This window comes from Asanoa sp. WMMD1127, from assembly GCF_029626225.1.
Taxonomy (GTDB): Bacteria; Actinomycetota; Actinomycetes; order Mycobacteriales; family Micromonosporaceae; genus Asanoa.
This window is the reverse complement of record NZ_JARUBP010000001.1, coordinates 4,238,075-4,259,857: the sequence shown is the minus strand read 5'-3', so window position 1 is coordinate 4,259,857 and position 21,783 is coordinate 4,238,075. Positions and strand designations below refer to the sequence as shown.

21 protein-coding genes are annotated in these 21,783 nt (G+C 73.5%); 11 read left to right on the top strand and 10 right to left on the bottom strand.

Features of this window, described 5'->3' with window-relative positions; genetic code table 11:
- Nucleotides 1-15 precede the first annotated feature (15 nt).
- The 6 genes from O7635_RS20315 to O7635_RS20290 are packed head-to-tail and all read right to left on the bottom strand — an operon-like array spanning nt 16 to nt 6,741.
- Nucleotides 16-1,209, bottom strand: a complete 1,194-nt coding sequence (locus tag O7635_RS20315) for a VWA domain-containing protein (RefSeq protein WP_278082026.1) — start codon at nt 1,207-1,209, stop codon at nt 16-18.
- Entirely contained in the window at nt 1,202-2,074 is an 873-nt protein-coding gene (locus tag O7635_RS20310) for a MoxR family ATPase (RefSeq protein ID WP_278082025.1), read from the bottom strand. Before O7635_RS20310 ends, O7635_RS20315 begins: the two co-directional genes overlap by 8 nt.
- Nucleotides 2,071-2,985 carry an XdhC family protein gene (locus O7635_RS20305; RefSeq protein WP_278082024.1) on the bottom strand — a complete coding sequence of 305 codons (915 nt, stop codon included), beginning with the start codon at nt 2,983-2,985 and terminating at the stop codon, nt 2,071-2,073. Before O7635_RS20305 ends, O7635_RS20310 begins: the two co-directional genes overlap by 4 nt.
- Entirely contained in the window at nt 2,982-5,357 is a 2,376-nt protein-coding gene (locus tag O7635_RS20300) for an aerobic carbon-monoxide dehydrogenase large subunit (protein WP_278082023.1), read from the bottom strand. Before O7635_RS20300 ends, O7635_RS20305 begins: the two co-directional genes overlap by 4 nt.
- Nucleotides 5,354-5,860: a (2Fe-2S)-binding protein gene (locus O7635_RS20295; protein ID WP_347405338.1), complete on the bottom strand. Its 507-nt coding sequence runs from the start codon at nt 5,858-5,860 to the stop codon at nt 5,354-5,356. The genes O7635_RS20300 and O7635_RS20295 overlap by 4 nt, the downstream gene beginning before the upstream one ends.
- A gap of 2 nt (nt 5,861-5,862) precedes the next feature.
- A complete protein-coding gene (locus tag O7635_RS20290) occupies nt 5,863-6,741 on the bottom strand; it encodes a xanthine dehydrogenase family protein subunit M (RefSeq protein ID WP_278082021.1) in 879 nt (292 codons plus the stop codon).
- A 78-nt stretch (nt 6,742-6,819) separates the two neighbouring features.
- On the opposite strand from O7635_RS20290, the gene O7635_RS20285 reads away from it, so the two are divergent.
- Together O7635_RS20285 and O7635_RS20280 are read left to right on the top strand one after the other, a co-directional pair.
- Complete coding sequence (locus O7635_RS20285; protein ID WP_278082020.1) at nt 6,820-7,434, top strand: hypothetical protein; 615 nt, start codon at nt 6,820-6,822, stop codon at nt 7,432-7,434.
- Between the two features lie 272 nt (nt 7,435-7,706).
- Nucleotides 7,707-8,753: a phosphatase domain-containing protein gene (locus O7635_RS20280; RefSeq protein ID WP_278085535.1), complete on the top strand. Its 1,047-nt coding sequence runs from the start codon at nt 7,707-7,709 to the stop codon at nt 8,751-8,753.
- Here the strand turns inward: O7635_RS20280 and O7635_RS20275 are convergent.
- On the bottom strand, nt 8,750-9,058 hold the full coding sequence (locus O7635_RS20275) for a MazG-like family protein (protein WP_278082019.1): 309 nt from the start codon (nt 9,056-9,058) through the stop codon (nt 8,750-8,752). The two genes, O7635_RS20280 and O7635_RS20275, sit on opposite strands and share 4 nt — an antisense overlap.
- 116 nt (nt 9,059-9,174) lie before the next feature.
- Between O7635_RS20275 and O7635_RS20270 the strand changes: the two genes are divergently transcribed.
- From O7635_RS20270 to O7635_RS20240, 7 genes are read left to right on the top strand one after another with little or no spacing between them, the layout of a single operon-like run.
- Nucleotides 9,175-9,663 (top strand): (2Fe-2S)-binding protein, encoded by a 489-nt coding sequence (locus O7635_RS20270; protein ID WP_278082018.1) that lies wholly within the window; start codon nt 9,175-9,177, stop codon nt 9,661-9,663.
- Nucleotides 9,660-10,643, top strand: a complete 984-nt coding sequence (locus O7635_RS20265; protein ID WP_278082017.1) for a xanthine dehydrogenase family protein subunit M — start codon at nt 9,660-9,662, stop codon at nt 10,641-10,643. Before O7635_RS20270 ends, O7635_RS20265 begins: the two co-directional genes overlap by 4 nt.
- Nucleotides 10,640-12,769: a xanthine dehydrogenase family protein molybdopterin-binding subunit gene (locus O7635_RS20260; RefSeq protein WP_278082016.1), complete on the top strand. Its 2,130-nt coding sequence runs from the start codon at nt 10,640-10,642 to the stop codon at nt 12,767-12,769. The genes O7635_RS20265 and O7635_RS20260 overlap by 4 nt, the downstream gene beginning before the upstream one ends.
- A 40-nt stretch (nt 12,770-12,809) precedes the next feature.
- A complete protein-coding gene (locus tag O7635_RS20255) occupies nt 12,810-13,346 on the top strand; it encodes a PadR family transcriptional regulator (protein WP_278082015.1) in 537 nt (178 codons plus the stop codon).
- A complete protein-coding gene (locus tag O7635_RS20250; protein ID WP_278082014.1) occupies nt 13,343-14,044 on the top strand; it encodes an ABC transporter ATP-binding protein in 702 nt (233 codons plus the stop codon). Before O7635_RS20255 ends, O7635_RS20250 begins: the two co-directional genes overlap by 4 nt.
- A complete protein-coding gene (locus O7635_RS20245) occupies nt 14,041-15,480 on the top strand; it encodes an FtsX-like permease family protein (RefSeq protein WP_278082013.1) in 1,440 nt (479 codons plus the stop codon). Before O7635_RS20250 ends, O7635_RS20245 begins: the two co-directional genes overlap by 4 nt.
- A gap of 12 nt (nt 15,481-15,492) precedes the next feature.
- A complete protein-coding gene (locus O7635_RS20240) occupies nt 15,493-16,032 on the top strand; it encodes a DUF6886 family protein (RefSeq protein ID WP_278082012.1) in 540 nt (179 codons plus the stop codon).
- Here the strand turns inward: O7635_RS20240 and O7635_RS20235 are convergent.
- Nucleotides 16,005-17,504 carry an NAD(P)/FAD-dependent oxidoreductase gene (locus O7635_RS20235; protein WP_278082011.1) on the bottom strand — a complete coding sequence of 500 codons (1,500 nt, stop codon included), beginning with the start codon at nt 17,502-17,504 and terminating at the stop codon, nt 16,005-16,007. The genes O7635_RS20240 and O7635_RS20235 overlap by 28 nt on opposite strands.
- A gap of 66 nt (nt 17,505-17,570) precedes the next feature.
- On the bottom strand, nt 17,571-18,785 hold the full coding sequence (locus tag O7635_RS20230) for a multidrug effflux MFS transporter (RefSeq protein WP_278085534.1): 1,215 nt from the start codon (nt 18,783-18,785) through the stop codon (nt 17,571-17,573).
- Nucleotides 18,786-18,989: 204 nt separating this feature from the next.
- Between O7635_RS20230 and O7635_RS20225 the strand changes: the two genes are divergently transcribed.
- The gene (locus O7635_RS20225; protein WP_278082010.1) at nt 18,990-20,516 is read left to right on the top strand and encodes a M20/M25/M40 family metallo-hydrolase; all 1,527 of its coding nucleotides are present in this window, start codon (nt 18,990-18,992) and stop codon (nt 20,514-20,516) included.
- On the opposite strand, the gene O7635_RS20220 is transcribed toward O7635_RS20225, so the two are convergent.
- Complete coding sequence (locus tag O7635_RS20220) at nt 20,513-21,379, bottom strand: hypothetical protein (RefSeq protein ID WP_278082009.1); 867 nt, start codon at nt 21,377-21,379, stop codon at nt 20,513-20,515. The genes O7635_RS20225 and O7635_RS20220 overlap by 4 nt on opposite strands.
- 123 nt (nt 21,380-21,502) lie before the next feature.
- On the opposite strand from O7635_RS20220, the gene O7635_RS20215 reads away from it, so the two are divergent.
- Nucleotides 21,503-21,781 carry a hypothetical protein gene (locus O7635_RS20215; protein ID WP_278082008.1) on the top strand — a complete coding sequence of 93 codons (279 nt, stop codon included), beginning with the start codon at nt 21,503-21,505 and terminating at the stop codon, nt 21,779-21,781.
- Nucleotides 21,782-21,783 lie beyond the last annotated feature (2 nt).

Below are 21,783 nucleotides of genomic sequence, written 5' to 3'. Positions count from 1 at the left end.
CGCCCCCAGGTATCACTATGGTCGGTCCGGCCCGCCGCCGCCAGCGGGTCGCCGGCGGCGTCCCGGGTCGGCCAACGCCACCAACAGGTCGTCGAGCGCGTCCAGCCGGTGCGCGCTCACCACCGCGTCGCAGTGCGGCCACGCGGCGGCCATGCCCGCCGTCAGTGGCCGGAACTCCGCGCTCTGCGTGCGCGGGTTGGCCCAGACCACCCGGTGCGCCAGGCGCGACAGCCGCGCCATCTGCTCCCCCAGCACCTCGGGCGGACCGGTGTCCCACCCGTCGCTGAGGATCAGCACGACGGCGCCGCGGGCCATCCCGCGCGCGCCGTGCTCGTCGAGGAAGGTGCGCAGCGCCGCGCCGATCCGGGTGCCACCCGACCAGTCCGGCGCGGCCCGCCCGGCCCGGTCGAGCGCCACCGCGGGCGACACCCGGCGCAGCACGTGCGTCAGCCGGGTGAGCCGGGTCGCGAACGTGAACACCTCGGCCCGCTCGCCGCCGGCCGCGCAGTAGACCAGCTGCAGCAGCGCACGCGCGTACGGCGCCATCGAGCCGGAGATGTCACAGAGCACGACGAGCCGGCGCGGCTTGACCCGCGGCCGGCGCCGGCGCAGGCGCACGGGGTGGCCGCCGGTCCGCCGGGCGGCCCGCAGCGTGGCCCGCAGGTCGACCGCCGGTCCCCGCCGCCCGACCTGCGTGCGCCGGGTCCGCCGCGGCGGGCTGGCCAGCTTGAGCCGCCGCATGGCGACGGCCAGGGCGAGCAGCTCGTCGGGCGAGAGCTTCGCGAAGTCGCGCCCGCCGAGTCGTTCGGACGCCGTCGCGATCACGGGGTACGGGCTGCGCGTCCCGGGCGCCGAAGGAGGCGCGCCGGGCGGCCGGTCGCCGACCCCGGGTTGCCCGCCGCCCGCCCGTCCCGACCGGGGCGGCACCCCGGAGGGGCCCGGCGACGGCGGACCGCCCCGGGTCGAGGCGTCGTCGACGAGCCCACCGAACACGAGGTCGAAGGCACGGTCGAAGGCGGGCCGGTCGGCCGGGTCGGCGAGCAGCGTGACGGCCGCACACCAGTAGAGCGCCCGCGTCGTTTCCGGCCGGGTGAGCAGCACGGCGCGGGCGAACCGCTCGCTGCGGTCCGGACCGACCGCGACGCCGGAGTCGTGCAGCACCGCGCCGAACCGGGCCGCGACCGCCGCGAGATCGGCCGGCTCAGTCATCGAAGAGCCCGCTGCCGCGTACGGTGGCCAGGTCCTCGTCGTATTTCACGACCGCGGACAGGGTCTGGGCGACGGCCGCGGGAGTGAGCGCCCCGATGCCGAGCACCCGCAGGGCGGTGGCCCAGTCGACCGCCTCGGCCACCCCGGGCGGCTTGTAGAGGTCGAGCCCGCGCAGCTTGTGCACCGCCGCGGCGACCTGATCGGCCAGCGGGTCCCCGATCCCGGCGACCCGGCGGCGGACGATCGCGGCGACCCGGTCGGCGGCCGGGTAGGGGATCCAGTGGTAGAGGCAGCGGCGCTTGAGCGCGTCGTGCAGGTCACGGGTGCGGTTGGAGGTCAGCACCACGACCGGCGGCAACACCGCGCGGCGGGTGCCCAGCTCCGGGATCGTCACCGTCGCCTCGGCCAGCAGCTCCAGCAGGAACGCCTCGAACTCGTCGTCGGCCCGGTCGACCTCGTCGAGCAGCAGCACCGCCGGGCGCGGCCCCGGGTGTTCGAGCGCCGTGAGCAGCGGCCGGCGCAGCAGGAACTCGGGCGTGAACAGGTCGGCCGAGGCCACCGCGGAGCCGGACGCCTCGGCCAGCCGGATCGCCAGCAACTGCCGCGGGTAGTTCCACTCGTAGAGCGCCTCGGAGACGGTCAGCCCCTCGTAGCACTGCAGCCGGACCAGTGGCGTGTCGAGCGCCGTGGCCAGCGCCTTGGCCGCCTCGGTCTTGCCGACGCCGGGCTCGCCCTCGAGCAGGATCGGCGCCGGCATCGCGGTGGCCAGGAACAGGGCCGTGGCGAGGGGCTCGTCGGCGAGGTAGCCCGTGCGGTCCAGGGCCGCCGTGAGCCCTCCGACGTCGGCGGGCAGGTCGCCGCTCATCCGCCCCACCGGGCGGGGTCGGCGGCGAACGCCTTGCGGCAGCCGGGCGCGCAGAAGTACCACGTCCGTCCATTGTGCTCATAGGACAGCGCGCCGGGCTCCACGACCACCTCCATGTCGCAGATCGGGTCGATGGCGATCTCGGGCGCCGCCGGCACGCCGACGCCGATCTGCAGCACGGCCGGCGTCCGGGGCGCCGGCGCCGGCTTGGCCGTCGTGCGCGCCGCCACCACCTCGGCCAGGATCGAGATGGCCACGTCACCGGGCGTACGCGCGCCGAGGTCGAGCCCCGCCGGCGTCTTGACCCGCCCGGCCGGCACGCCCGTCTCGGCCAGCACCGCCGCGCCCCGCTTGGGCGACGCCACCAGCGCGACGTAGGGCACGCCGGCCGCCACCGCCGACGTCAGCACGCCGGTCTCGTCGTGCCCGTGCGAGGCCACCACCACGGCCAGCGCGTCGGCCGCGACGGGGCCGGGCGCCGGGGCGAGCCGCACCTCGTAGCCGGCCGCCTCGCCGACCGTGACCAGCGCTCGCGCGATCGGGGTGTCGCCGTAGACCTGCACCAGCGGCGCCGGCACGACCACCTCCAGGAAGACGTCGATGGTGCCGCCGGACAGGCAGCTGTTGTCGGCCACCACGAGCCCGGGCGCCGCCGGCCCGGGACCGCCGCCCGGCGTGATCCGCAGCAGCGTCGACTCGCCGGCCACGAGCTGCCGCATCGCCTGGATCCGCACGGTCGACTCGGCGCACGAGCCGCCGACGAAACCCTCGATCGTGCCGTCGGGGTGGATGATCGCGCGATCGCCCGGCTTCGCCGACGTGGGCCGTTCGGCGCGGACCACGACCGCGAGGACGAACGGGCTGCGCGCGGCGCGCAGCTCGTTCGCCCTCAGCTCCGTCGTGGACGTCACGGGATCGCGAGGTCCGTCCGGATCGGCCGGCCGTTCATGGCGCCCCACACCGCGGCCGGGGTGAGCGGCATGTCGGCGTGGCGGACGCCGAAGGGCTTGATCGCGTCCAGGACCGCGTTGACCACCGCGCACGGCGAGCCGACGGTGGCGGACTCGCCGACGCCCTTGGCCCCGATGGGGTGGTGCGGCGACGGGGTCACGGTCTCGCCGAGCTCCCAGGACGGGCACTCCAGCGAGGTCGGCAGCAGGTAGTCCATGAAGGACGCCCCGAGGTGGTTGCCCTCGGGGTCGAACGCCATGACCTGCATCAGCGCCATGCCCACGCCGTCGGCCAGGCCGCCGTGCACCTGCCCCTCGACGATCATCGGGTTGATCCGCACACCGCAGTCGTCGACCGCGATGAACCGCCGCACCTTGACCGCCCCGGTGCCCTTGTCGACGTCGACGACGCAGATGTACGCGCCGAACGGGTAGGTCAGGTTCGGCGGGTTGTAGACGGTGGTCGCGTCGAGGTGCCCCTCGACGCCCTCGGGCAACTCCAGGCTCGAGTGCGCGGCCAGCGCGATCTCCTGGATCGTCTTCCCCTGCTCCGGGTCACCCTTGACCTGCCACCGGTTGCCCGCCCACTCGAGGTCGTCGGGCGACACCTCGAGCATGGCGGAGGCGACGATCTTCGCCTTCTCGCGGATCTTGCGGGCCACCAGCGCCGTCGCGGCGCCGGACACCGGCGTCGAGCGGGACCCGTAGGTGCCCAGGCCGAACGGCGTCTGGTCGGTGTCGCCGTGCACCACCTCGATGTCGGCGGTGGGCAGCCCGAGCTCGTTGCCCACGATCTGGGCGAACGTCGTCTCGTGGCCCTGGCCCTGGGTCTTCACCGAGATCCGCAGCACCGCCTTGCCGGTCGGGTGGATGCGCAGCTCGGCGCCGTCGGCCATGCCCAGCCCGAGGATGTCCATGTGCTTGCGCGGGCCCGCGCCGACCGCCTCGGTGAAGAACGCGACGCCGATGCCCATCAGCTCGCCGCGCTCGCGCTTCTCGGCCTGCTCCCGGCGCAGCGCGTCGTAGCCGGCCATGTCCATCGCGAGCTGGAGGGCCTTGGGGTAGTCGCCGGAGTCGTACTCCCAGCCGGTCTTGGTCGTGTAGGGGAACTGGTCGGGCTGCAGCAGGTTCTTCATCCGCAGCTCGGCCGGGTCCGCCTTGAGCTCGTAGGCGAGCACGTCGACCATCCGCTCGACCAGGTAGACGGCCTCCGTGATGCGGAACGAGCAGGCGTAGGCCACGCCGCCGGGCGCCTTGTTGGTGTAGACGCCGGTGACGGTGCAGTGGGCCGCCTCGATGTCGTAGGAGCCGGTGAACACGTGGAAGAAGCCGGCCGGGAACTTGGTCGGCTGGGCGGTCGCGTTGAACGCGCCGTGGTCGGCCAGCACCTTGACCCGCAGGCCGAGGATCTTGCCGTCCTTGGTCGCCGCGATCTCGCCACGCATGTGGTAGTCGCGGGCGAACGCCGTGCTCATCAGGTGCTCGGCGCGGTCCTCGACCCACTTGACGGGCTTGCCGGTGACGATCGAGCCGACGATCGACATCACGTAGCCCGGGTAGATGCCGACCTTGTTGCCGAAGCCGCCGCCGATGTCCGGCGCGATCACCCGGATCTTGTGCTCGGGCAGGCCCGCGACCAGCGCGTACACCGTGCGGTGGGCGTGTGGCGCCTGGCTCGTGGTGTAGAGCGTCAGCTTGCCGGTCACCGGGTCCATGTCGGCGACCGAGCCGCAGGTCTCCAGCGGGGCCGGGTGCGACCGCGGGTAGAGGATGTCCTGCTCGACGACCACCTCGGCGTTGGCGAAGACCGCGTCGGTCGCCGCTTTGTCGCCGCTCTCCCAGTCGAAGATGTGGTTGGTGGTCTGGTCCTCCTTGTCGTCGCGGATCACCGGCGCGTCCGGGTCGAGCGCCTTCTTGGCGTCGGCGACCACGGGCAGAGGCTCGTAGTCGACCTCGATCAGCTCGACCGCGTCGCGCGCCGCGTAGTGGTCCTCGGCGATCACGAAGGCCACTTCCTGGCCCTGGTAGCGGACCTTGTCGGTGGCCAGCACGGCCTGCACGTCGTAGGACAAAGTCGGCATCCAGGCCAGCCCGAGGCCCTTGAGCGTCTCGCCGGTGATCACCGCCTTGACCTTCGGGTGCGCCTCGGCCGCGCTGGTGTCGATCGACAAGATCTTGGCATGGGCGTACGGGCTGCGCAGCAGGGCGCCGTGCAGCATGCCCGGCAGCCGCACGTCGTCGACGTAGTTGCCCTTGCCGCGCACCAGCCGGACGTCTTCCTTGCGCAGCGTGCGGCCGAATCCGGTGTGCGGCCGCTCTTCCACCGTCGTCATGCTGTCGCCTCCGCGGGGGTCTCGCTCTCGGTGACCGGGCCGCCGGCTTCCGCCTCGGCGGCCCAGCGGACCGAGCGCACGATGTTCTCGTAGCCCGTGCACCGGCAGAGCTGACCCGAGATGGCCTCCCGGATCTCGTGGTCGGTCGGGTCGGGGTTGCGGTCGAGCAGCGCCCGCGCGGTCATCAGCATGCCGGGCGTGCAGAACCCGCACTGCAGGCCGTGGCACTCCATGAAGCCCTGCTGCACCGGGTCGAGCTGGCCGCCCCGCTCGAGCCCTTCGACCGTGCGCACCTCGCGCCCGTCGGCCATCGCGGCCAGCACCGTGCAGGACTTGACCGGCTTGCCGTCGAGCCAGACGACGCAGGTGCCGCAGTTGGACGTGTCGCAGCCCCAGTGGGTGCCGCGCAGCCCGGCCTGCTCGCGGATGAAGTGCACGAGCAGCAGCCGCGGCTCGATCTCGTGCGTCTCCGCCGTGCCGTTGAGGTTGATCGTGACCTGCATGCTCATGCCTCCTGGCCTCGGGCGCGGGCGGCCGCCCGGCGCAGCGCGCGGGTGGTCAGCTCGGCGGCGAGGTGTCGCTTGTAGTCGACGGGACCGCGCTGGTCGGCGCTCGGGTTGCAGTGCTCCGCCGCGAGCCGGCCGGCCGCCGCGAACGACTCCTCCGTGGCCGGCTGGCCGCGCAGCGCCGCCTCGGCCTCGGGCGCCGCGAAGTGCGCCGCGCCGACCGCGGTCAGGCCGATGCCGACCTCGCGCACGGTGTCGCCGTCGAGCCAGATCGCCGCGCCGGCCGCGGCCACCGGGTAGTCGCCGACCCGGCGCTCGACCTTGTCGTAGGCGCTGCCGCCGCCGGGCCGGATCGGCACCCGCAGCTCGAGCATCAGCTCGTCGGGGGCGAGCACCGTCTCGTAGGGACCGACGTGCAGCTCGCGCACCCGCACCTGGCGGGTGCCGGCCGGGCCGCGCAGCACCGCGACGGCGTCGAGCGCGGCGAACACGGCGGCCAGGTCCTCCGCCGGGTCGGCCTGGCAGAGCGAGCCGCCGACGGTGCCGAAGTTGCGCACCACCGGGTCGGCGATCACCTTCTCGGCGTCGTGGAAGATCGGGAAATGCTCGCCGGCCACGGCCGAGTCCAGCAGGTCGGCGTGCCGGGCCAGGGCGCCGACGACGAGCTCCTGCCCGTCGACGCGGATCTGGGCCAGCTCGGCGCCCAGGCCGTTGATGTCGACCAGCGCGTCGGGCCGGGCCAGCCGAAGCTTCATCATCGGGATCAGGCTGTGGCCACCGGCGACGACCCGGGCCTCGGGGCCCAGCCGGCCGAGCAGCTCGATCGCGTGCTCGACACTCGTCGCCCGTTCATAGGTGAACGGTGCGGGGACTTGCATTGGCACCTCCGGGGTTCACTGCGGCGGGTTGTGGTGCATTGGGTCCGGACGACGGGACGTCGCCGGTAGCCTTGCGGGGTGACCGGACGCCGTCTCGCGGAGACCCGACGTGCCTGGCACGGTGTGGCAGAGCTGCTGCTGGCGGGCCCGCAATATCGCCGCAGCGGCACGATCCGGCTGCGCGTGGTGCCGGGCGGCTTCGCCACCGTCAAGGAGCCCGAGGTGCGGGTGGAGGGCGCCGAGCTGATCGCCGGCGGGCAACGATTGGCGCTGCCCGGCAACACGCCGGCCGGGTTGGCTGCGGCGCTGGACGTCGACGCCGGCGTGCCCGACATCTACGACGACCATTCTGGCGTACGCGAGGACGAGGCGCTCGTCGTCGAGCCCGAGATCGCGGCCTATCTGGGCGCCTGGTTCACCACCGGCGACGCGGCCCTGCGGCGGCTCTTCCCGGACCAGACGCCGGTGCTCTGGCCCGAGCACTTCGACGTGTCGGTCACGGAGAACGAGGTCAACTACGGGATCTCCCCCGGCGACGCCTGGCACAACGAGCCCTATGCCTATGTCGGCCCGTGGACTCCCCGCCAGGGCGAGTTCTGGAACGCCCCGTTCGGCGCGGCACGGTCGATGGTGGAGCTGCCGGGGCCGACGGCGATCGCCGAGTTCTTCGACGAGGGACGAGCGAAGCTCTGAGGGGCGCGCGGACGCCATCCGCCGGCATGAATCGCCGTCGGGCCGCCTCACCGCCGCGCCCGCCATATATCAACTATCCCTCGCGTATGTTCTTGATCACTGCATTCTCCAGAAAACCTTTGCTCGTGGTGTGTCCGATGACGCCTGTCCGGAATTCCGGTCATGATCTATAACGACGCGTCAAGATCCACCGCAACCGAGCCGGTTCGCGCTGGTTATGGCAGGGTGGTGGCGTGTCGCTGACGCCTCCCGCTCGAGTCGCGCCGCCCCGGATGCACCGGGCCGCCCGCGCCGAGGACGCCCTCCGCGGCATGATCGAACGCCGCATGCGCCGCCGCGGCTGGCGGGCGACGGTCCTCCCCTACACCGGCTACGGCGGACCGGGCTGGGTCCGGGTGATGGGTCGGGTGCTGCTCAGCCGCCCGGGTGAGGGCGAGGCGCCGCCGCCAGGCCCTGAGGCGACGGAGACCGCGCCGCCCACGAAGAAGTCGAAGATCGTGCGGGGCTGGCGCAGCTTCGCGACGGTCGCCGTCAACGACGCCGAGGTCGAGATCGAGGCCGGCGGCCAGCGGTGCGTCCTGCGCACCGACCGCGGCGGCTTCGTCGACGCCCGCATCGAGGCCGATCTGCCGCCCGGTTGGCAGACCGTGCGGATCCGCACGCGGGGGGCCGAGCCCGCCGACGCGCCGGTGCGCATCGTCGACCCGTCCGTGCGGTTGGGGATCGTCTCCGACATCGACGACACGGTGATGGTCACCGCGCTGCCTCGGCCGCTGCTGGCGGCGTGGAACACGTTCGTGCTCGACGAGCACGCCCGCGCCGCTGTGCCCGGCATGGCGGTCCTCTACGAGCGGCTGGCCACGGCCCACCCGGGCGCCCCGGTCCTCTATCTGTCGACCGGCGCCTGGAACGTCGCGCCCACCCTGACCCGGTTCCTGTCGCGGCACCTCTACCCGGCTGGTCCGCTGCTGCTCACCGACTGGGGTCCGCAGAAGGACCGCTGGTTCCGCAGCGGCATGGAGCACAAGAAGGCCACCCTGCGCCGCCTGGCGAGCGAGTTCCCCGACATCAAGTGGCTGCTGATCGGCGACGACGGCCAGCACGACCCGGAGATCTACGCGGAGTTCACCCAGAGCCACCCCGACAACGTGGCCGCGGTCGCCATCCGCCGCCTCTCCCCCGCCCAGGCCGTGCTGGCCGGCGCGCTGCCCATCCACGACAACAGCCCACGGTCCCGGGACACCGGCGCGCAACGCTGGCTCTGGGCCCCCGACGGCGCGGGCCTGTCCCGGCTGATGCGCGAGGCGGGCCTGCTCTAGCCGATCCGGGCGTGGACCCTCCTCGCCGTGGCCTCCAGGGTCTCCCGGGCGTCCAGCCCCAGACTCTCGATCGCCACGAGCGCGGTGATCACGACGTCGGCCAGCTCCGCGGCGACGTCCTCCCGGGTGTGCGTGACGCCCTTGCGCGGGTTCTGCCCCCGCATCCCGATCCAGGCGCTCGCCACCTCGCCGGCCTCCTCGGTCACCTTCAGCATCCGGCAGCTCAGCTCGGCGTCGTCCGTCCCGTTGGCGGCGTCGAGCCACCGGGTCGCGGCGGGCACCAGAGCCCAGATCGTGTCGTCCACGGTGCCAGTGTGGCCGACGCCCGATTGCCCACCGCGCAAAGGTTCCCGAAGCGCCACCCGCGTTCGGGCGCGCCGGTAGCGTCGCCCGAAAGCGGCCGCCGGCACGAGGAGTCTGCATGTCTTCGGCAACCACCGCCCGCTCGACCGAGGTCACCGTCGAACTGCGGGTCAACGGGCGCACGTATCCCGCCCGGCTCGACAGCACCACCACCCTGCTCGACGCGTTGCGCGACGAGCTGCACCTGACCGGCACCAAGAAGGGGTGCGACCAGGGTGCCTGCGGCGCCTGCACGGTGCTGCGCGACGGCAAGCGGATCGTCAGCTGCCTCACGCTCGCGGCCCAGTGCGACGGCAGCGAGATCACCACGATCGAGGGCCTGGCCGAGGACGGCGTGCCGCACCCGATGCAGGAGGCGTTCGTCCGGCACGACGCGCTGCAGTGCGGCTACTGCACCGCCGGCCAGGTGATGTCCGCGGTCTCGCTGGTCGACGAGGGGCGGGCCACCACCGATGACGAGATCCGCGAGTACATGAGCGGCAACCTCTGCCGGTGCGCGGCGTACCCGAACATCGTCGCCGCCATCCGCGAGGTGGCGGGGTCATGACAGACATCGAGTACGTCCGCCCGGTCGACACCGACAGCGCCGTGGCCCTGGTGGCCGAGGACCCGGACGCCGCGTTCCTGGCCGGCGGGACCACCGAGCTGGATCTCGCGCTCAAGGACCGCGTCGTGCACCCGAGCCGGTTCGTCGACATCGGACGGTTGCCGTTGCGCGGCATCACCCGCGACGGTGACCGCCTGCGGGTCGCCGCACTGACCACGATGGAGGAGCTGGCCGCCGATCCGACCGTGCGGACCCGGCTGCCGTTCGTCCGTGAGGCGCTGCTGCTCGGCGCCTCGACCCAGCTGCGCAACATGGCCACGATCGGCGGCAACCTGTTGCAGCGCACCCGCTGCCGCTATTTCCGCGACCCGGACGTGCACGTCTGCAACAAGCGTGAGCCCGGCTCCGGCTGCGCCGCGATCGAGGGCGTCGCCCGGATGCACGCGATCCTCGGCGCCGGGCCGTCCTGCATCGCGCTGCACGCCTCGGACCTGTGCGTGCCGCTGGTCGCCATGGACGCCGAGGTCCACCTGCTCGACGCCGAGGGCACGCGGCGGGTGCCGCTGACGGAGTTCTACCGCACCCCGGGCGACCGGCCCGACCTCGAGAACGTGCTGCGCCACGGCGAGCTGGTCACCCACGTCGAGGTGCCGCTGCTGCCGGCCGGCACGCGGTCGGCCTACATCAAGGTGCGGGACCGCCAGTCCTACGAGTTCGCCACCACCTCGGCCGGGGCCGCCGTGCGGGTCGAGGACGGCACCATCACCGCGGCCCGGCTCGGGCTGGGCGGGGTCGGCACGGTGCCGTGGCGCGCCTGGGAGGCGGAACGGGTGCTCGTCGGCGCCCCGGCCAACGAGCGGACGTACCGCGCCGCGGCCGAGGCCGCCATCCGCGACCCGTTCACGGTGCCGGGCACCGCGTTCAAGGTCGAGCTGGCCAAGCGCACGATCGTGCGGATCCTTCGGACGGTGACGTCGTGACGGCCACGCTGGACAAGCAGAACATCATCGGGCAGCCGATCGACCGGATCGACGGGCGGCGCAAGGTGGCGGGCGCGGCGCCGTACCCGTCGGACTTCGACCTGCCGGGCCAGGCGCACGCGGCGCTGATCTCCTCGACGGTCGCGGCCGGCCGGATCGCCCGGATCGACCGCACCGCGGCCGAGGCGGCGCCGGGCGTGCTTACGGTGCTCACCTTCGACAACGCGCCGCCGCTGGCCGACCCGCCGCCGTCCGCGCTCGGCTCGACCATGCGCCGGCCACTGCGCGACGACCGGATCCTGCACTACGGGCAGCACATCGGCATCGTCGTGGCCAACACCCGGGCCCAGGCGGTGGCCGCCGCCCGGCTGGTCGAGATCGGCTACGCGGCCGAGCCGCCGGTGCTCGACATCGACGACCCGCGGGCCGAGGTCGAGCAGAACCCGTTCGGGATGGAGAGCAGCCGCGGCGACGTGCCGGCGGCGCTGGCGGCGGCCGACGTCACCCTTGACGCGACCTACACGATCGGCGCGGAGACCAACAGCCCGATGGGCCTGTTCACGACCGTGGCGAGCTGGCAGGGCGGCCGGCTGGTGGTGCACGACACCACCCAGTTCCCGTCGATGGTGCGCACGGCGCTGGCCGCCATGTTCGGGGTGCCGGAGCAGGACGTTCGCGTGCTGATCCCCTTCCTCGGCGGCGGTTTCGGCGCCGGCCTGCGGCTGTGGAGCCACACGGTGCTGACCACGCTGGCCGCGCGGGTGCTGGACCGCCCGGTCAAGCTCGTGCTCAGCCGGCCGCAGATGTTCGACTCGACCGGCCACCGGGCCGCCAGCCGGCAGCGCATGCGATTGGGCGCCGACCGCGACGGTCACCTGGTCGCGATCGACCACGACGCCATCGCCGCCAACGGTGTAGGTGACTCGCTGCCGTCGCCGATCGTCGCCGGTACGCCCGTGGCGTACGCCTGTGACAACGTCGCGACCCACGAGCGGCGGGCGCACCTGAACATCCCGTACACCGGGTTCATGCGGGCGCCAGGCTCCGTGGAGGAGCATTTCGCGCTGGAGTCCGCGCTCGACGAGCTGGCCGGCCGGCTGGGGATCGACCCGGTGGAGCTGCGGCTGCGCAACTACGCCGAAGTGAACCCGGCGTCCGGCAAGCCGTGGTCCAGCAAGGCGCTGCGGGACTGCCTGCGGGTCGGCGCCGAACGCTTCGGCTGGGCCGGCCGCGACCCCTCGCCGCGCTCGACGCACGACGGCGACTGGCTGGTCGGCCAGGGCATGGCCGCGGCGACCTTCGAGTTCTACGCCCAGCCGTGCACGGTGCGGCTCGTCGTCGACCGGCGCGGCCACGCGACCGTGCGGACCGGTGCGACCGACATCGGCACGGGTACCTACACGATCGCCGCCCAGATCACCGCGGAGCTGCTGGGTCTGGAGGTCGACCGGGTCCGGGTGGAGATCGGCGACACCGACCTGCCACCGGCGCCGCAGTCCGGCGGCTCGGGGCTCGCGGGCGCGCTGGGCGCCGCGGTGCAGGACGCCGCCAACGAGCTCAACGCCCGCCTGGCCCGGCTGGACGGCCGGCCCGGCGAGTCGTTCGCGTCGCTGCTCGACCGGCACGGCCTCGACGAGCTGTCGGCCACCGGGCACTCCGACCTGCCGGCCGCCGTGAGCGGGTCCGACGTGGCACCGGCCGGCGCGTTCGCCGCGGCCTTCGCCGAGGTCGGTGTCGACGAGGAGCTCGGCCTGGTGCGGATGCGCCGGCTGGTCTCGGTGATCGACGGCGGCCGGGTCTTCAACGAGAAGACGGCCCGCAGCCAGGCGATCGGCGGCGCGGTGATGGGCATCGGGATGGCGCTGTTGGAGGAGGCGGCGTACGACCCGAACAGCGGCCGGGTCGCCAACGGCACCTTCGGCGACTACCTGGTGCCGGTCAACGCCGACGTGCCCGACATCGACGTCACCTTCGTCGGCACGCCGGACACGTTCAACCCGACCGGCAGCAAGGGGCTCGGCGAGATCGGCATCGTCAGCATCGCGCCGGCGATCGCCAACGCGGTGCACCACGCCACCGGCACCCGGATCCGGGACCTACCGATCACGTTGGACAAACTGCTCTGACTCTTGACGCACACTATTCGCTCGATGAATAGTGTGCGTCATGTCGACCGCGCATGTGTTGCTCGGGCTGCTCGCCAGTGGCCCGAAGCACGGCTATGAGCTCAAGCGGTCGCACGACCAGCGGCTGCCGCAGGCCAAGCCGGTCGCGTTCGGCCAGGTCTACGCCACGCTGGGCCGGCTGCAGCGCGACGGCCTGGTGGCCGCCGGCGGTCAGGAGCGCGACGGCGGGCCCGACCGCACCAGCTTCGAGATCACCGAGGCCGGCCGTGCCCGGCTCGACGAGTGGCTCGGCGAGATCGAGCCGCCGGCGCCCTACGTGGCCAGCACGCTGTTCGCCAAGGTGGCGGTCGCGGTGCTGGTCGACGGCGCCGAGCGGGCCCACGACTACCTGGTGGCCCAGCGGGCCGCGCACATGGAGCGGCTGCGCGAGTTGACGGCGGTCAAGACCGACCCGGCCAGCCCGCTCGGCGACGTGCTCGCCGCCGACTTCGCGATCCTTCATCTCGACGCCGACCTGCGCTGGGTGGCCAACACCCTGGAGCGCGTCGCCGACCTGCATCGGGAGGTGCAATCATGACGCTTCTGCGCGCCCGGGGCGTGGTGAAGTCCTACGGCCCGACGCCCGCGTTGCGCGGCGTCACGATCGACGTGGCGGAGGGCGAGATCCTCGCCGTCACCGGCCCGAGCGGCTGCGGCAAGTCCACCCTGCTGCACTGCCTGGCGGGCATCCTCCGGCCGGACGCCGGCGAGGTGACCTACGGCGAGCACCGGCTCGACACCTGGTCGGAGCGGATGCGGTCCCGGCTGCGCCGCACCGAGTTCGGGGTGCTGTTCCAGTTCGGCCAGCTGGTGGCCGAGCTGACCGCGGCGGAGAACGTCGCGCTGCCGCTGCTTCTCGCCGGCACGGGGCGGCGAGAGGCGCGGACGGCCGCGCTGGCGTGGCTCGACCGGCTGGGCGTGGCCGAGGTGGCCGACGCGCGGCCGGGCGAGATGTCCGGCGGCCAGCAGCAGCGCTGCGCCGTGGCCCGGGCGCTGGTCACCGAGCCACGGGTGCTGTTCGCCGACGAGCCGACCGGCGCGCTCGACTCCCACACCAGCGAGGCGCTTCTCGGCGAGCTGGTCCGGCTGGCCCGCGACCAGCGCACCACGGTGCTGCTGGTGACCCACGACGTCCAGGTCGCGGCGTACGCCGATCGCGAGGTGGCCCTGCGGGACGGCAAGGTCGACGCGAGCGGGCTCGGCCTGACCGCGGCCAACGGACGGCACTCGCGGTGAAGCCGGCGACCCTGCTGCGCCTGGCGCTGGCCGGCACCCGCACCGACGGCCTGCGGGTGGCGCTGACCGCGTTCAGCGCCGCGCTCGCCGCGCTGGCGATCCTGGCCGCGCTGACCGTGCACGCGATCCCCGAGCTGGGCGACCACGTCCGCAACGAGCGCTACACGGCCAACGTCCTGGACGAGCCCGGCCTGCGCTTCGGGGTCGAGCTGACGCTCTTCCTGCTCACGATCCCGATCGTGGCGCTGGCGGGGCAGTGCACCCGGCTCGGCGCCCCCGCCCGCGACCGCCGGCTGGCCGGCTTCCGGCTGGCCGGCGCCACACCGGGGCAGGCGACGTCGATCGCCGTCGCCGAGACGGGCCTGGCCAGCCTGCTCGGCACGGTGGTGGGCACGGGTGTCTACTTCGCGTTGCGGGCGCCGCTCGACCGGCCGGGCCCGGACGGCCTCCGTCCACTCCCGACGGACGTGCTGCCGGGTCCGGTCGCCATCGCCGTGGTGGTCGTCGCGCTGCCGATCATCTCCTGTCTGGCCGCCGCCCTGCTCATGCGCCGGGTCGCGGTCGGTCCGTTCGGCGTGGTCCGCACGCGCCGCCGGGAGCGCGGCCCGCTTCCGTGGCCCGGCGCGTTGATCGTGCTCGGTCTGGTCGGCTTCAGCAGCCTGACCCCCGTGCGTGACTGGTTCGCCGGCCGCGACGCCATCACCCCGCAGTGGGTGATCGTGACGTTGGGGCTCGGCGGTGCGATCACCGCGACGCTCGGCGTCGTCCTGGGCGCCGGCTGGATCTCCTACACCACCGGCCGGCTGCTGCATCGCTTCCAGCGCTGGCCTTCGGCCCTGCTCGCCGCCCGGCGGCTGACCACCGATCCGTGGCACGGGGCCCGCACCTTCGCCGCGTTGCTCACCTGCGTGATCGTCGGCGGCGGCGCGGCCATCATGCGCGGCTACTTCGAGGTGTTGCGCCAGCTCGAGCTCGATTCGATCGCCGAGGTGTCCGCCGGCGACGTCTACAGCTCCGACAACTTCTATTTGGAGACGATGAACCTGGTCGACCTCGCGATCGTGGTCGCCGTCGTGATCGCCTCCGCGGGTCTGCTGGTCGCGATCGGCGAGAGCATCGTGTCGCGACGCCGGGCCTATGCGGCCCTCGTGGCGTCCGGTGTGCCGCGCGCCGTGCTGGCCCGCTCGATCCTCTGGCAGGCGCTGGCGCCGGTGGTGCCGTCCATCGTGCTCGCCCTGGCGGTCGGCACCCAGCTGGTCGGTCCCGTCACCGGTGACAAGGTGGAGAACTACGGCCGGTCCGCCCCCTTCGAGCTGCCGCTTGACGCCATCGCGGCCTACGGTCTCCTGGCTGTGGTGGCCGTGGTGGCCATGGTCGGCGTCAGCCTGCTGTTCCTGCGCGGCAGCACCGCGGTGGAGGAGCTGCGCACCGGCTGATTGACTGGGCGGATGCGCCCCGCCGCCGGAGAGGTCCTGCACTTCTCCGAGGATCCGACGATCACCCGGTTCGTCCCGCACGTGGCGGCGACCTCCGCCGAACCCGACCCGTACGTGTGGGCGGTCGGCTACGAGCGCGCGCCGGACTACTGGTTCCCGCGCGACACCCCTCGGGCGATGGCCTGGGTCGAGCCGGGCACCACGCCGGAGGACCGCGAGCGGATCATCGGCGCGGGCTCGGGTGTGCGGGTGCACGCCGTCGAGTACCGCGCGCTGGAGGCGATGCGCGCGGTCCGGCTCTACGGCTACCGGCTGCCGGCCGCGCCGTTCCGGCCGATCGGCGCGGCCGCGCACGCGCTCGTGGCGACCGAGCCGGTCGAGCCGCTCGGCCCGCCGGAGCCGGTCGGCGACCTGTTCGCGGCGCACGAGGCCGCCGGTATCCAGCTGCGGGTGCTGCCCAACCTCTGGCCGTTCTGGGACGCGGTGGTCGGCAGCACGCTCGGCCACAGCGGCATCCGGTTGCGCTACGCGGCGGCCCGGCCCCGCCGCTGATGCAGCTCCTCCAGCAGATAGAGCCAGATCTCGCTGATCGTCGGGAAGCTGGCCACCGCGTGCCGCAGCGCGCTGACCGGCACCTTGCCGACCACCGCGACGGTCGCGGCGTGCAGGAGCTCGCTCACCCCCGGGCCCACGAACGTGGCGCCCACCAGCGTGTCCCGCGCGTTGTCGATGACCAGCTTGGCCCGGCCCACGTAGTGCTCGCGGGCCAGCCGCGCGCCGTCGATGCCCGCGAAGTCGCGCTCCACCACCTCCACCGGGATCTCCCGGTCGAGCGCCTCGGCCTCGGTCAGCCCGACCGAGGCCACCTCCGGGTCGCAGAACACCACCTGCGGCGCCCCGTCGGTGTCGGCGACATCGGTGTACGGGTTGTAGGGCCGGTCGTCCAGCGGCCGTCCGGCGGCCCGGGCGGCGATCACCTCGCCGGCGATCCGGGCGTGGTACTTGCCCATGTGGGTCAGCAGCGCCCGCCCCGTGAGGTCGCCGAGCACATAGAGCCAGTCGGTGCCGGGCACTGTCAGGTGGTCGTCGACGTCGACGAAGCCGCGGTCGGTGGTCTCCACCCCGACGGTGTCGAGGCCGATGTCGCGGCTGTTCGGCACGCGACCGGTGGCGACCAGCACCTCGTCGGCGACGATCCGCTCGCCGTCGCCGACGGTCACCGTGACCGGCCCGCCGTGCACCCGCCCGATGCCGTGGTCGTCGACCCGTTCCCGGCTCACTCCGGTCACCGGCGTCCCGGTGCGCACCACGATCCCGTCGGCCTCGAAGGCCTTCCGCACCAGCTCGCCGACGAACGGCTCCTTCATGCCCAGCAACCGCTCCCCCGGGAAGACCAGCGTCAGCTCCGCCACGCCCAGGCCGCGCAGCCAGGTCGCCGCCTCGCAGGCCACGACGCCACCACCGATCACGACGACCCGGCGGGGCACCTCGTGCATGTTGGTCACGTCGCGCGAGCGCCACGGCCGCGCGTCGGCCAGACCCGGGATCGGCGGCACGGCGGCGTCCGTGCCGGGCGCGAGGACGACGGCCTGCCGCGCGGTGATCTCGCGGGTCCGGCCGTTGTCGCTGACCTCGACGGTGTGCGGCCCGGCCAGCCGGCCGTGCCCGCGGATCACGTCGACACCGTTGCTGAGCATGAGGTCGACGGGTTGCTTGTCGTCATGGTGGAAGGTGATCTCGTCGCGTCGCATCATGACCGCGTCGGCGTCGACCCGGCGGCCGTTGACCAGCTGCCGCATGCCGGGCAGGTCGACCGCCAGGTTGCGGGCCTGCACCGGCAGCAGCAGCGCCTTGCTCGGCATGCAGGCCCAGTAGAGGCACTCGCCGCCCACCCGGTCCTGCTCGACCAGCGCCACCGAGAGCCCCGCCTGGCTGCTGTAGAGGGAGATCGTCTCGCCGGGCGGCGCGCCCCCGACGACCACAACGTCCCATTCCGAGCGCGCGGGATTGATCGATCCGGTCATCGCCTCAGCCAAACACGCCGGCGTACGGCTACTGGGCGGTAATCGAAGACTGCCCAGCGCGCAAAATCAGGCCGGGACGGGCACAGCCTCCGGTTCGGTGATGCGCTGCGGGCGGGCGACGAGGAGGAGCGCCAGGGTCGCGGCGACCATGCCCCCGGCTACGACGACGGCCATCCCGAGGCCGTCGTTGCCGAGCACGCCGACCAGCGGCGCGGCCAGCGCGCCCGTGCCGAACTGCACGGCGCCGAGCAGGGCGGCCGCGGTTCCGGCGGCCTCGCCGTGCCGCGACATCGCCACCGCCGACGCGTTGGGCATCGCCAGGCCGCCGGAGAACAGCACGAGCCAGAGTGCGGCGAGCAGGCTGGCCAGCCCGCCGAAGCCGGTCGCGGCGAACGCGATCAGCAGGGCCCCGGCGCCGGTGCCGCCGGCCAGCGCCGCGACCAGCACGCGCTGCGGCGGGTAGCGGCGCAGCAGACGCACGTTGATCTGGGTCGCCGCGATCAGGCCGACCGCTCCGGCGCCGAACGCGATGCCGAACTGGCGCTCGTCGAGCCCGTACTGGTCCTGGAAGACGAACGACGAACCGGCCACATAGGAGAAGACGGCGGCCATCGCGAACCCGGCGACGAGCACCATGCCGACGAACACCCGGTCGCCCAGGAGCCCGCCGTAGGTGCGGACCGTGTCGACCACCCCACCCTTGCGGCGCCGCTCGGGCGGCAGGGTCTCCTTGAGCGCGACGGCGGCCGTCACCGTGAGCAGCACGCCGACGAGGCCCAGCGCGACGAACACGCCGCGCCAGTTGGTCGCCTCCAGCACGGCGCTGCCCACGGTCGGCGCGAGGATCGGCGCGAGCCCCATCACCAGCATCAGCCGCGAGAAGAGCCGCGCGAAGGCCGTGCCGCTGAACAGGTCGCGGACCACCGCCATGGCGACCACGGTGGCCGCGGCGACGCCCAGACCCTGCACCACCCGCAGCGCGCCGAGCACGCCGATCGACGGCGCCACCACGCACAGCGCCGAGGCCACCACGTGCAGCGCCAAGCCGGCCAGGAGGGGACGGCGGCGGCCGTACGCGTCGGCCACCGGTCCGATCAGGAGCTGGCCGAGCGCCAGGCCCACGAGCGTGCCCGTGAGCGTGAGCTGCACCGCGGTCGACGTCGTCGACAGGTCGTCGGTGAGGGCCGGCAGGGCCGGGAGGTACATGTCGATGGTCAGCGGGCCGATGGCGATCAGCGAGCCGAGGACGACCACGAGCCGGACGCGTTGCCGGAGGGTCATCAGCTCGCCGGGGAGCACGGGTGCTTCGGTCACACCCGGCTGCAAATCCCATTCACGGCGAGCCATTCCCGGCTTGGATGGTGTTTCAACTCACAGGTCCCTTTCGGCGCACACAAGAAAGAAACCCATCGATATCTTGTCCGCGTCGCAGCGCGCCGCGACCATACGCGCGGCACATGCCCGTTCACCCCACAAGGGAGCGACATGCGGATTCCTCGGACCATCCCGATCCTGCTGACCGCCGCGGTGACGGTCGCGCTCACCGCGACCACCGGCGCGAGTCCGGCGGCGGCCGCCGTGCCCGGACCCAACATCCCGCTGGCCAACGTCAAGGCGCACCTCACCCAGCTGCAGAGCATCGCAACGGCCAACGGGGGCAACCGGGCCCACGGGCAGCCGGGCTACCTGGCGTCGGTCAACTACGTGCGCGGCCGGCTCGACGCCGCCGGCTACACCACCACCGTGCAGTCGTTCAGCTACGGCGGCGCGACCGGCTACAACCTGATCGCCGACTGGCCGGGCGGCGACACCACCAACACCGTGATCGTCGGCGCGCACCTCGACAGCGTTGCCGCCGGCCCCGGCATCAACGACAACGGCTCCGGCTCGGCGGCGATCCTCGAGGTCGCGCTGGAGGTCGCCCGGCAGGGCATCACCCCGAGCCGGCACCTGCGGTTCGCGTGGTGGGGCGCCGAGGAGCGCGGCCTGATCGGCTCCGACTTCTACGTCGACAGCCTGAGCGCGGCCGCCCGGGCCAATATCGAGGCCTACTACAACTTCGACATGGTGGGTTCGCCCAACCCCGGCTACTTCCTCTACGACGGCGACAACTCCGACGGCACCGGCGCCGGCCCCGGCCCCGCCGGCTCCGCCCAGCTCGAGGCCGTGCTGGCCGCGTACTTCAGCAGCATCGGCGTGCCGACCGAGGGCACCGACTTCGACGGCCGCAGCGACTACGGCCCGTTCATCGCGGCCGGCATCCCCGCCGGCGGCACGTTCACGGGCGCCGAGCAGCGCAAGACGGCCGCGCAGGCGGCGAAGTGGGGAGGCTCGTCCGGCGTCGCGTTCGACGTCTGCTACCACCGCTCCTGCGACACGACGACCAACATCAACGACACCGCGCTCGACCGCAACACCGACGCCATCGCGTACGCCGTGTGGAACGTCGCGGTCAGCCCGCCCGCCCCGCCGGCCACCGTCTACAGCGACACGTTCGAGACGGCCACCGGCTGGACCGCCAACCCGGCCGGCACCGACACCGCGACCCTGGGCCAGTGGGTCCGCGGTGACCCGGCGGCGACCACGTCCAGCGGGGCCAAGCAGCTCGGCACCACCGTCAGCGGCACCAACGACCTGGTCACCGGCGCGGCCGCGGGCACCTCGGCGGGCGACTTCGACGTCGACGGCGGCACCACCACGATCCAGTCACCGGCGATCACGCTGCCGGCGACCGGCCCGCTGACCCTGTCGTTCTCGTGGTACCTCGCGCACGGCAGCAACTCCAGCAGCGCCGACTCGTTCCAGGCGGCCGTCGTGCACAGCGGCGGCACGACCACGCTGTTCACCCAGGCCGGCGCGGCCACCAACCGCAACGGCGCCTGGGCCACCCGCACGGCGAGCCTGTCCGCGTACGCCGGGCAGTCGGTCCGGATCGTGTTCCGCGCGGTCGACGCGAGCACGGCCAGCCTGGTCGAGGCCGGCGTCGACGACGTCCGGATAACCGCGGGCTAGCCGCTCCAGGCCGGCACGGCGACGACGGCGATCGTGCTGCGGTCGCTGTAGGCGACGTGCCGGCCGTCCGGGGCGAACGTCGGATCCTCGAAGACCCGGTCCGACGCGCGCAGCTCGCGGGTCTCGCCGTTGCCCAGGTCGACCAGCATCAACCGCGAGCGGTCGAACCGGCTCGCCGTCACCACGGCCGTGCCCTCGTCCGGCGACAGGTCGAGGTCCGGCAGCCCTTCGAAGGTCGGGCCGATGCCCTTGAACGGGATGCCGTCGAAGCCGGCCAGGTGCACGGACCAGCGGCGGTCGTCGTGGTCGCCGCGGAGCCGGTCGCGGGTCGCCGCGAACACGAGCCCGCCCCACCGGGTCAGCACCGGCGAGCGCGCGGAGGCGCCGGCGGCGCAGGTGAGCTCCGGCAGCGCCGGCGTCAGGGTGCCCGCCGGCAGCGCGACGGTCGACAGCGACCAGCAGCCGTCGTCGGCGCCGGCGGCGAAGCCACCGGCGCGGTCGCGGGTCAGCGTGACCTGCGCCGGCCGGGACCCGAGGTCGCCGAGGCGGGCGAACGCGCGCGCCGCGGGGTCGTACGCCAGCAGGCGCGCCGTGCCGCCGCAGGCCAGCGCGATGCCGAGGCGGCCGTCGGGCACCCGGAACAGGTAGTCGAGCGGCCCGCAGGCGTCCGGCACGTCGGCCGGGGCGGCGACCCGGCGCTCGTCGTCGTCGCGCACGTCCCGGACCCACATCTCGGCCGGCCCGGAGTCGGCGGCGCGGAGGAAGTAGATCGCGTCGTCGGTCAGCCAGACCGGCGACGTCCGGGACAGCGTGTCGGCGCGGGCCACGGCACAGCCGCCCACCGCCATCAGCAGCCACGCCATCAGCAGGTGGCCTGCGCACTTGCCTCGGTTCACTCCGGCCCCAGTTGTCGTCGAACGAGGGACGACAGTACAACGCCGGTGCCGCCGGGCATACCGGGGCGGCACCCGGGTATGTGCGGCGGCATGACTGATGAACCGCCGCTGGAAGAGTCCGACGAAGTGGCTGACGCCGTCGCGGACGACACCGCGATCTCCGAGTTCGAGACCGGCGGGGAGCCGGACGCGGACAACCCGGTGTTCCGTGAGCCGGGCTGGCAGCCGCGCACCGGCGCCGAGCAGCCCTGGGACCCCGAGGACCTGGCCGAGGCCGAGGGCAAGGACCCCACGCCGGAGAACGTCGCCCGGGCCAAGGCGGAGCTCGACGAGGACGGTCCGGCCGCGATCGACCGGACCGTCCCCTGACG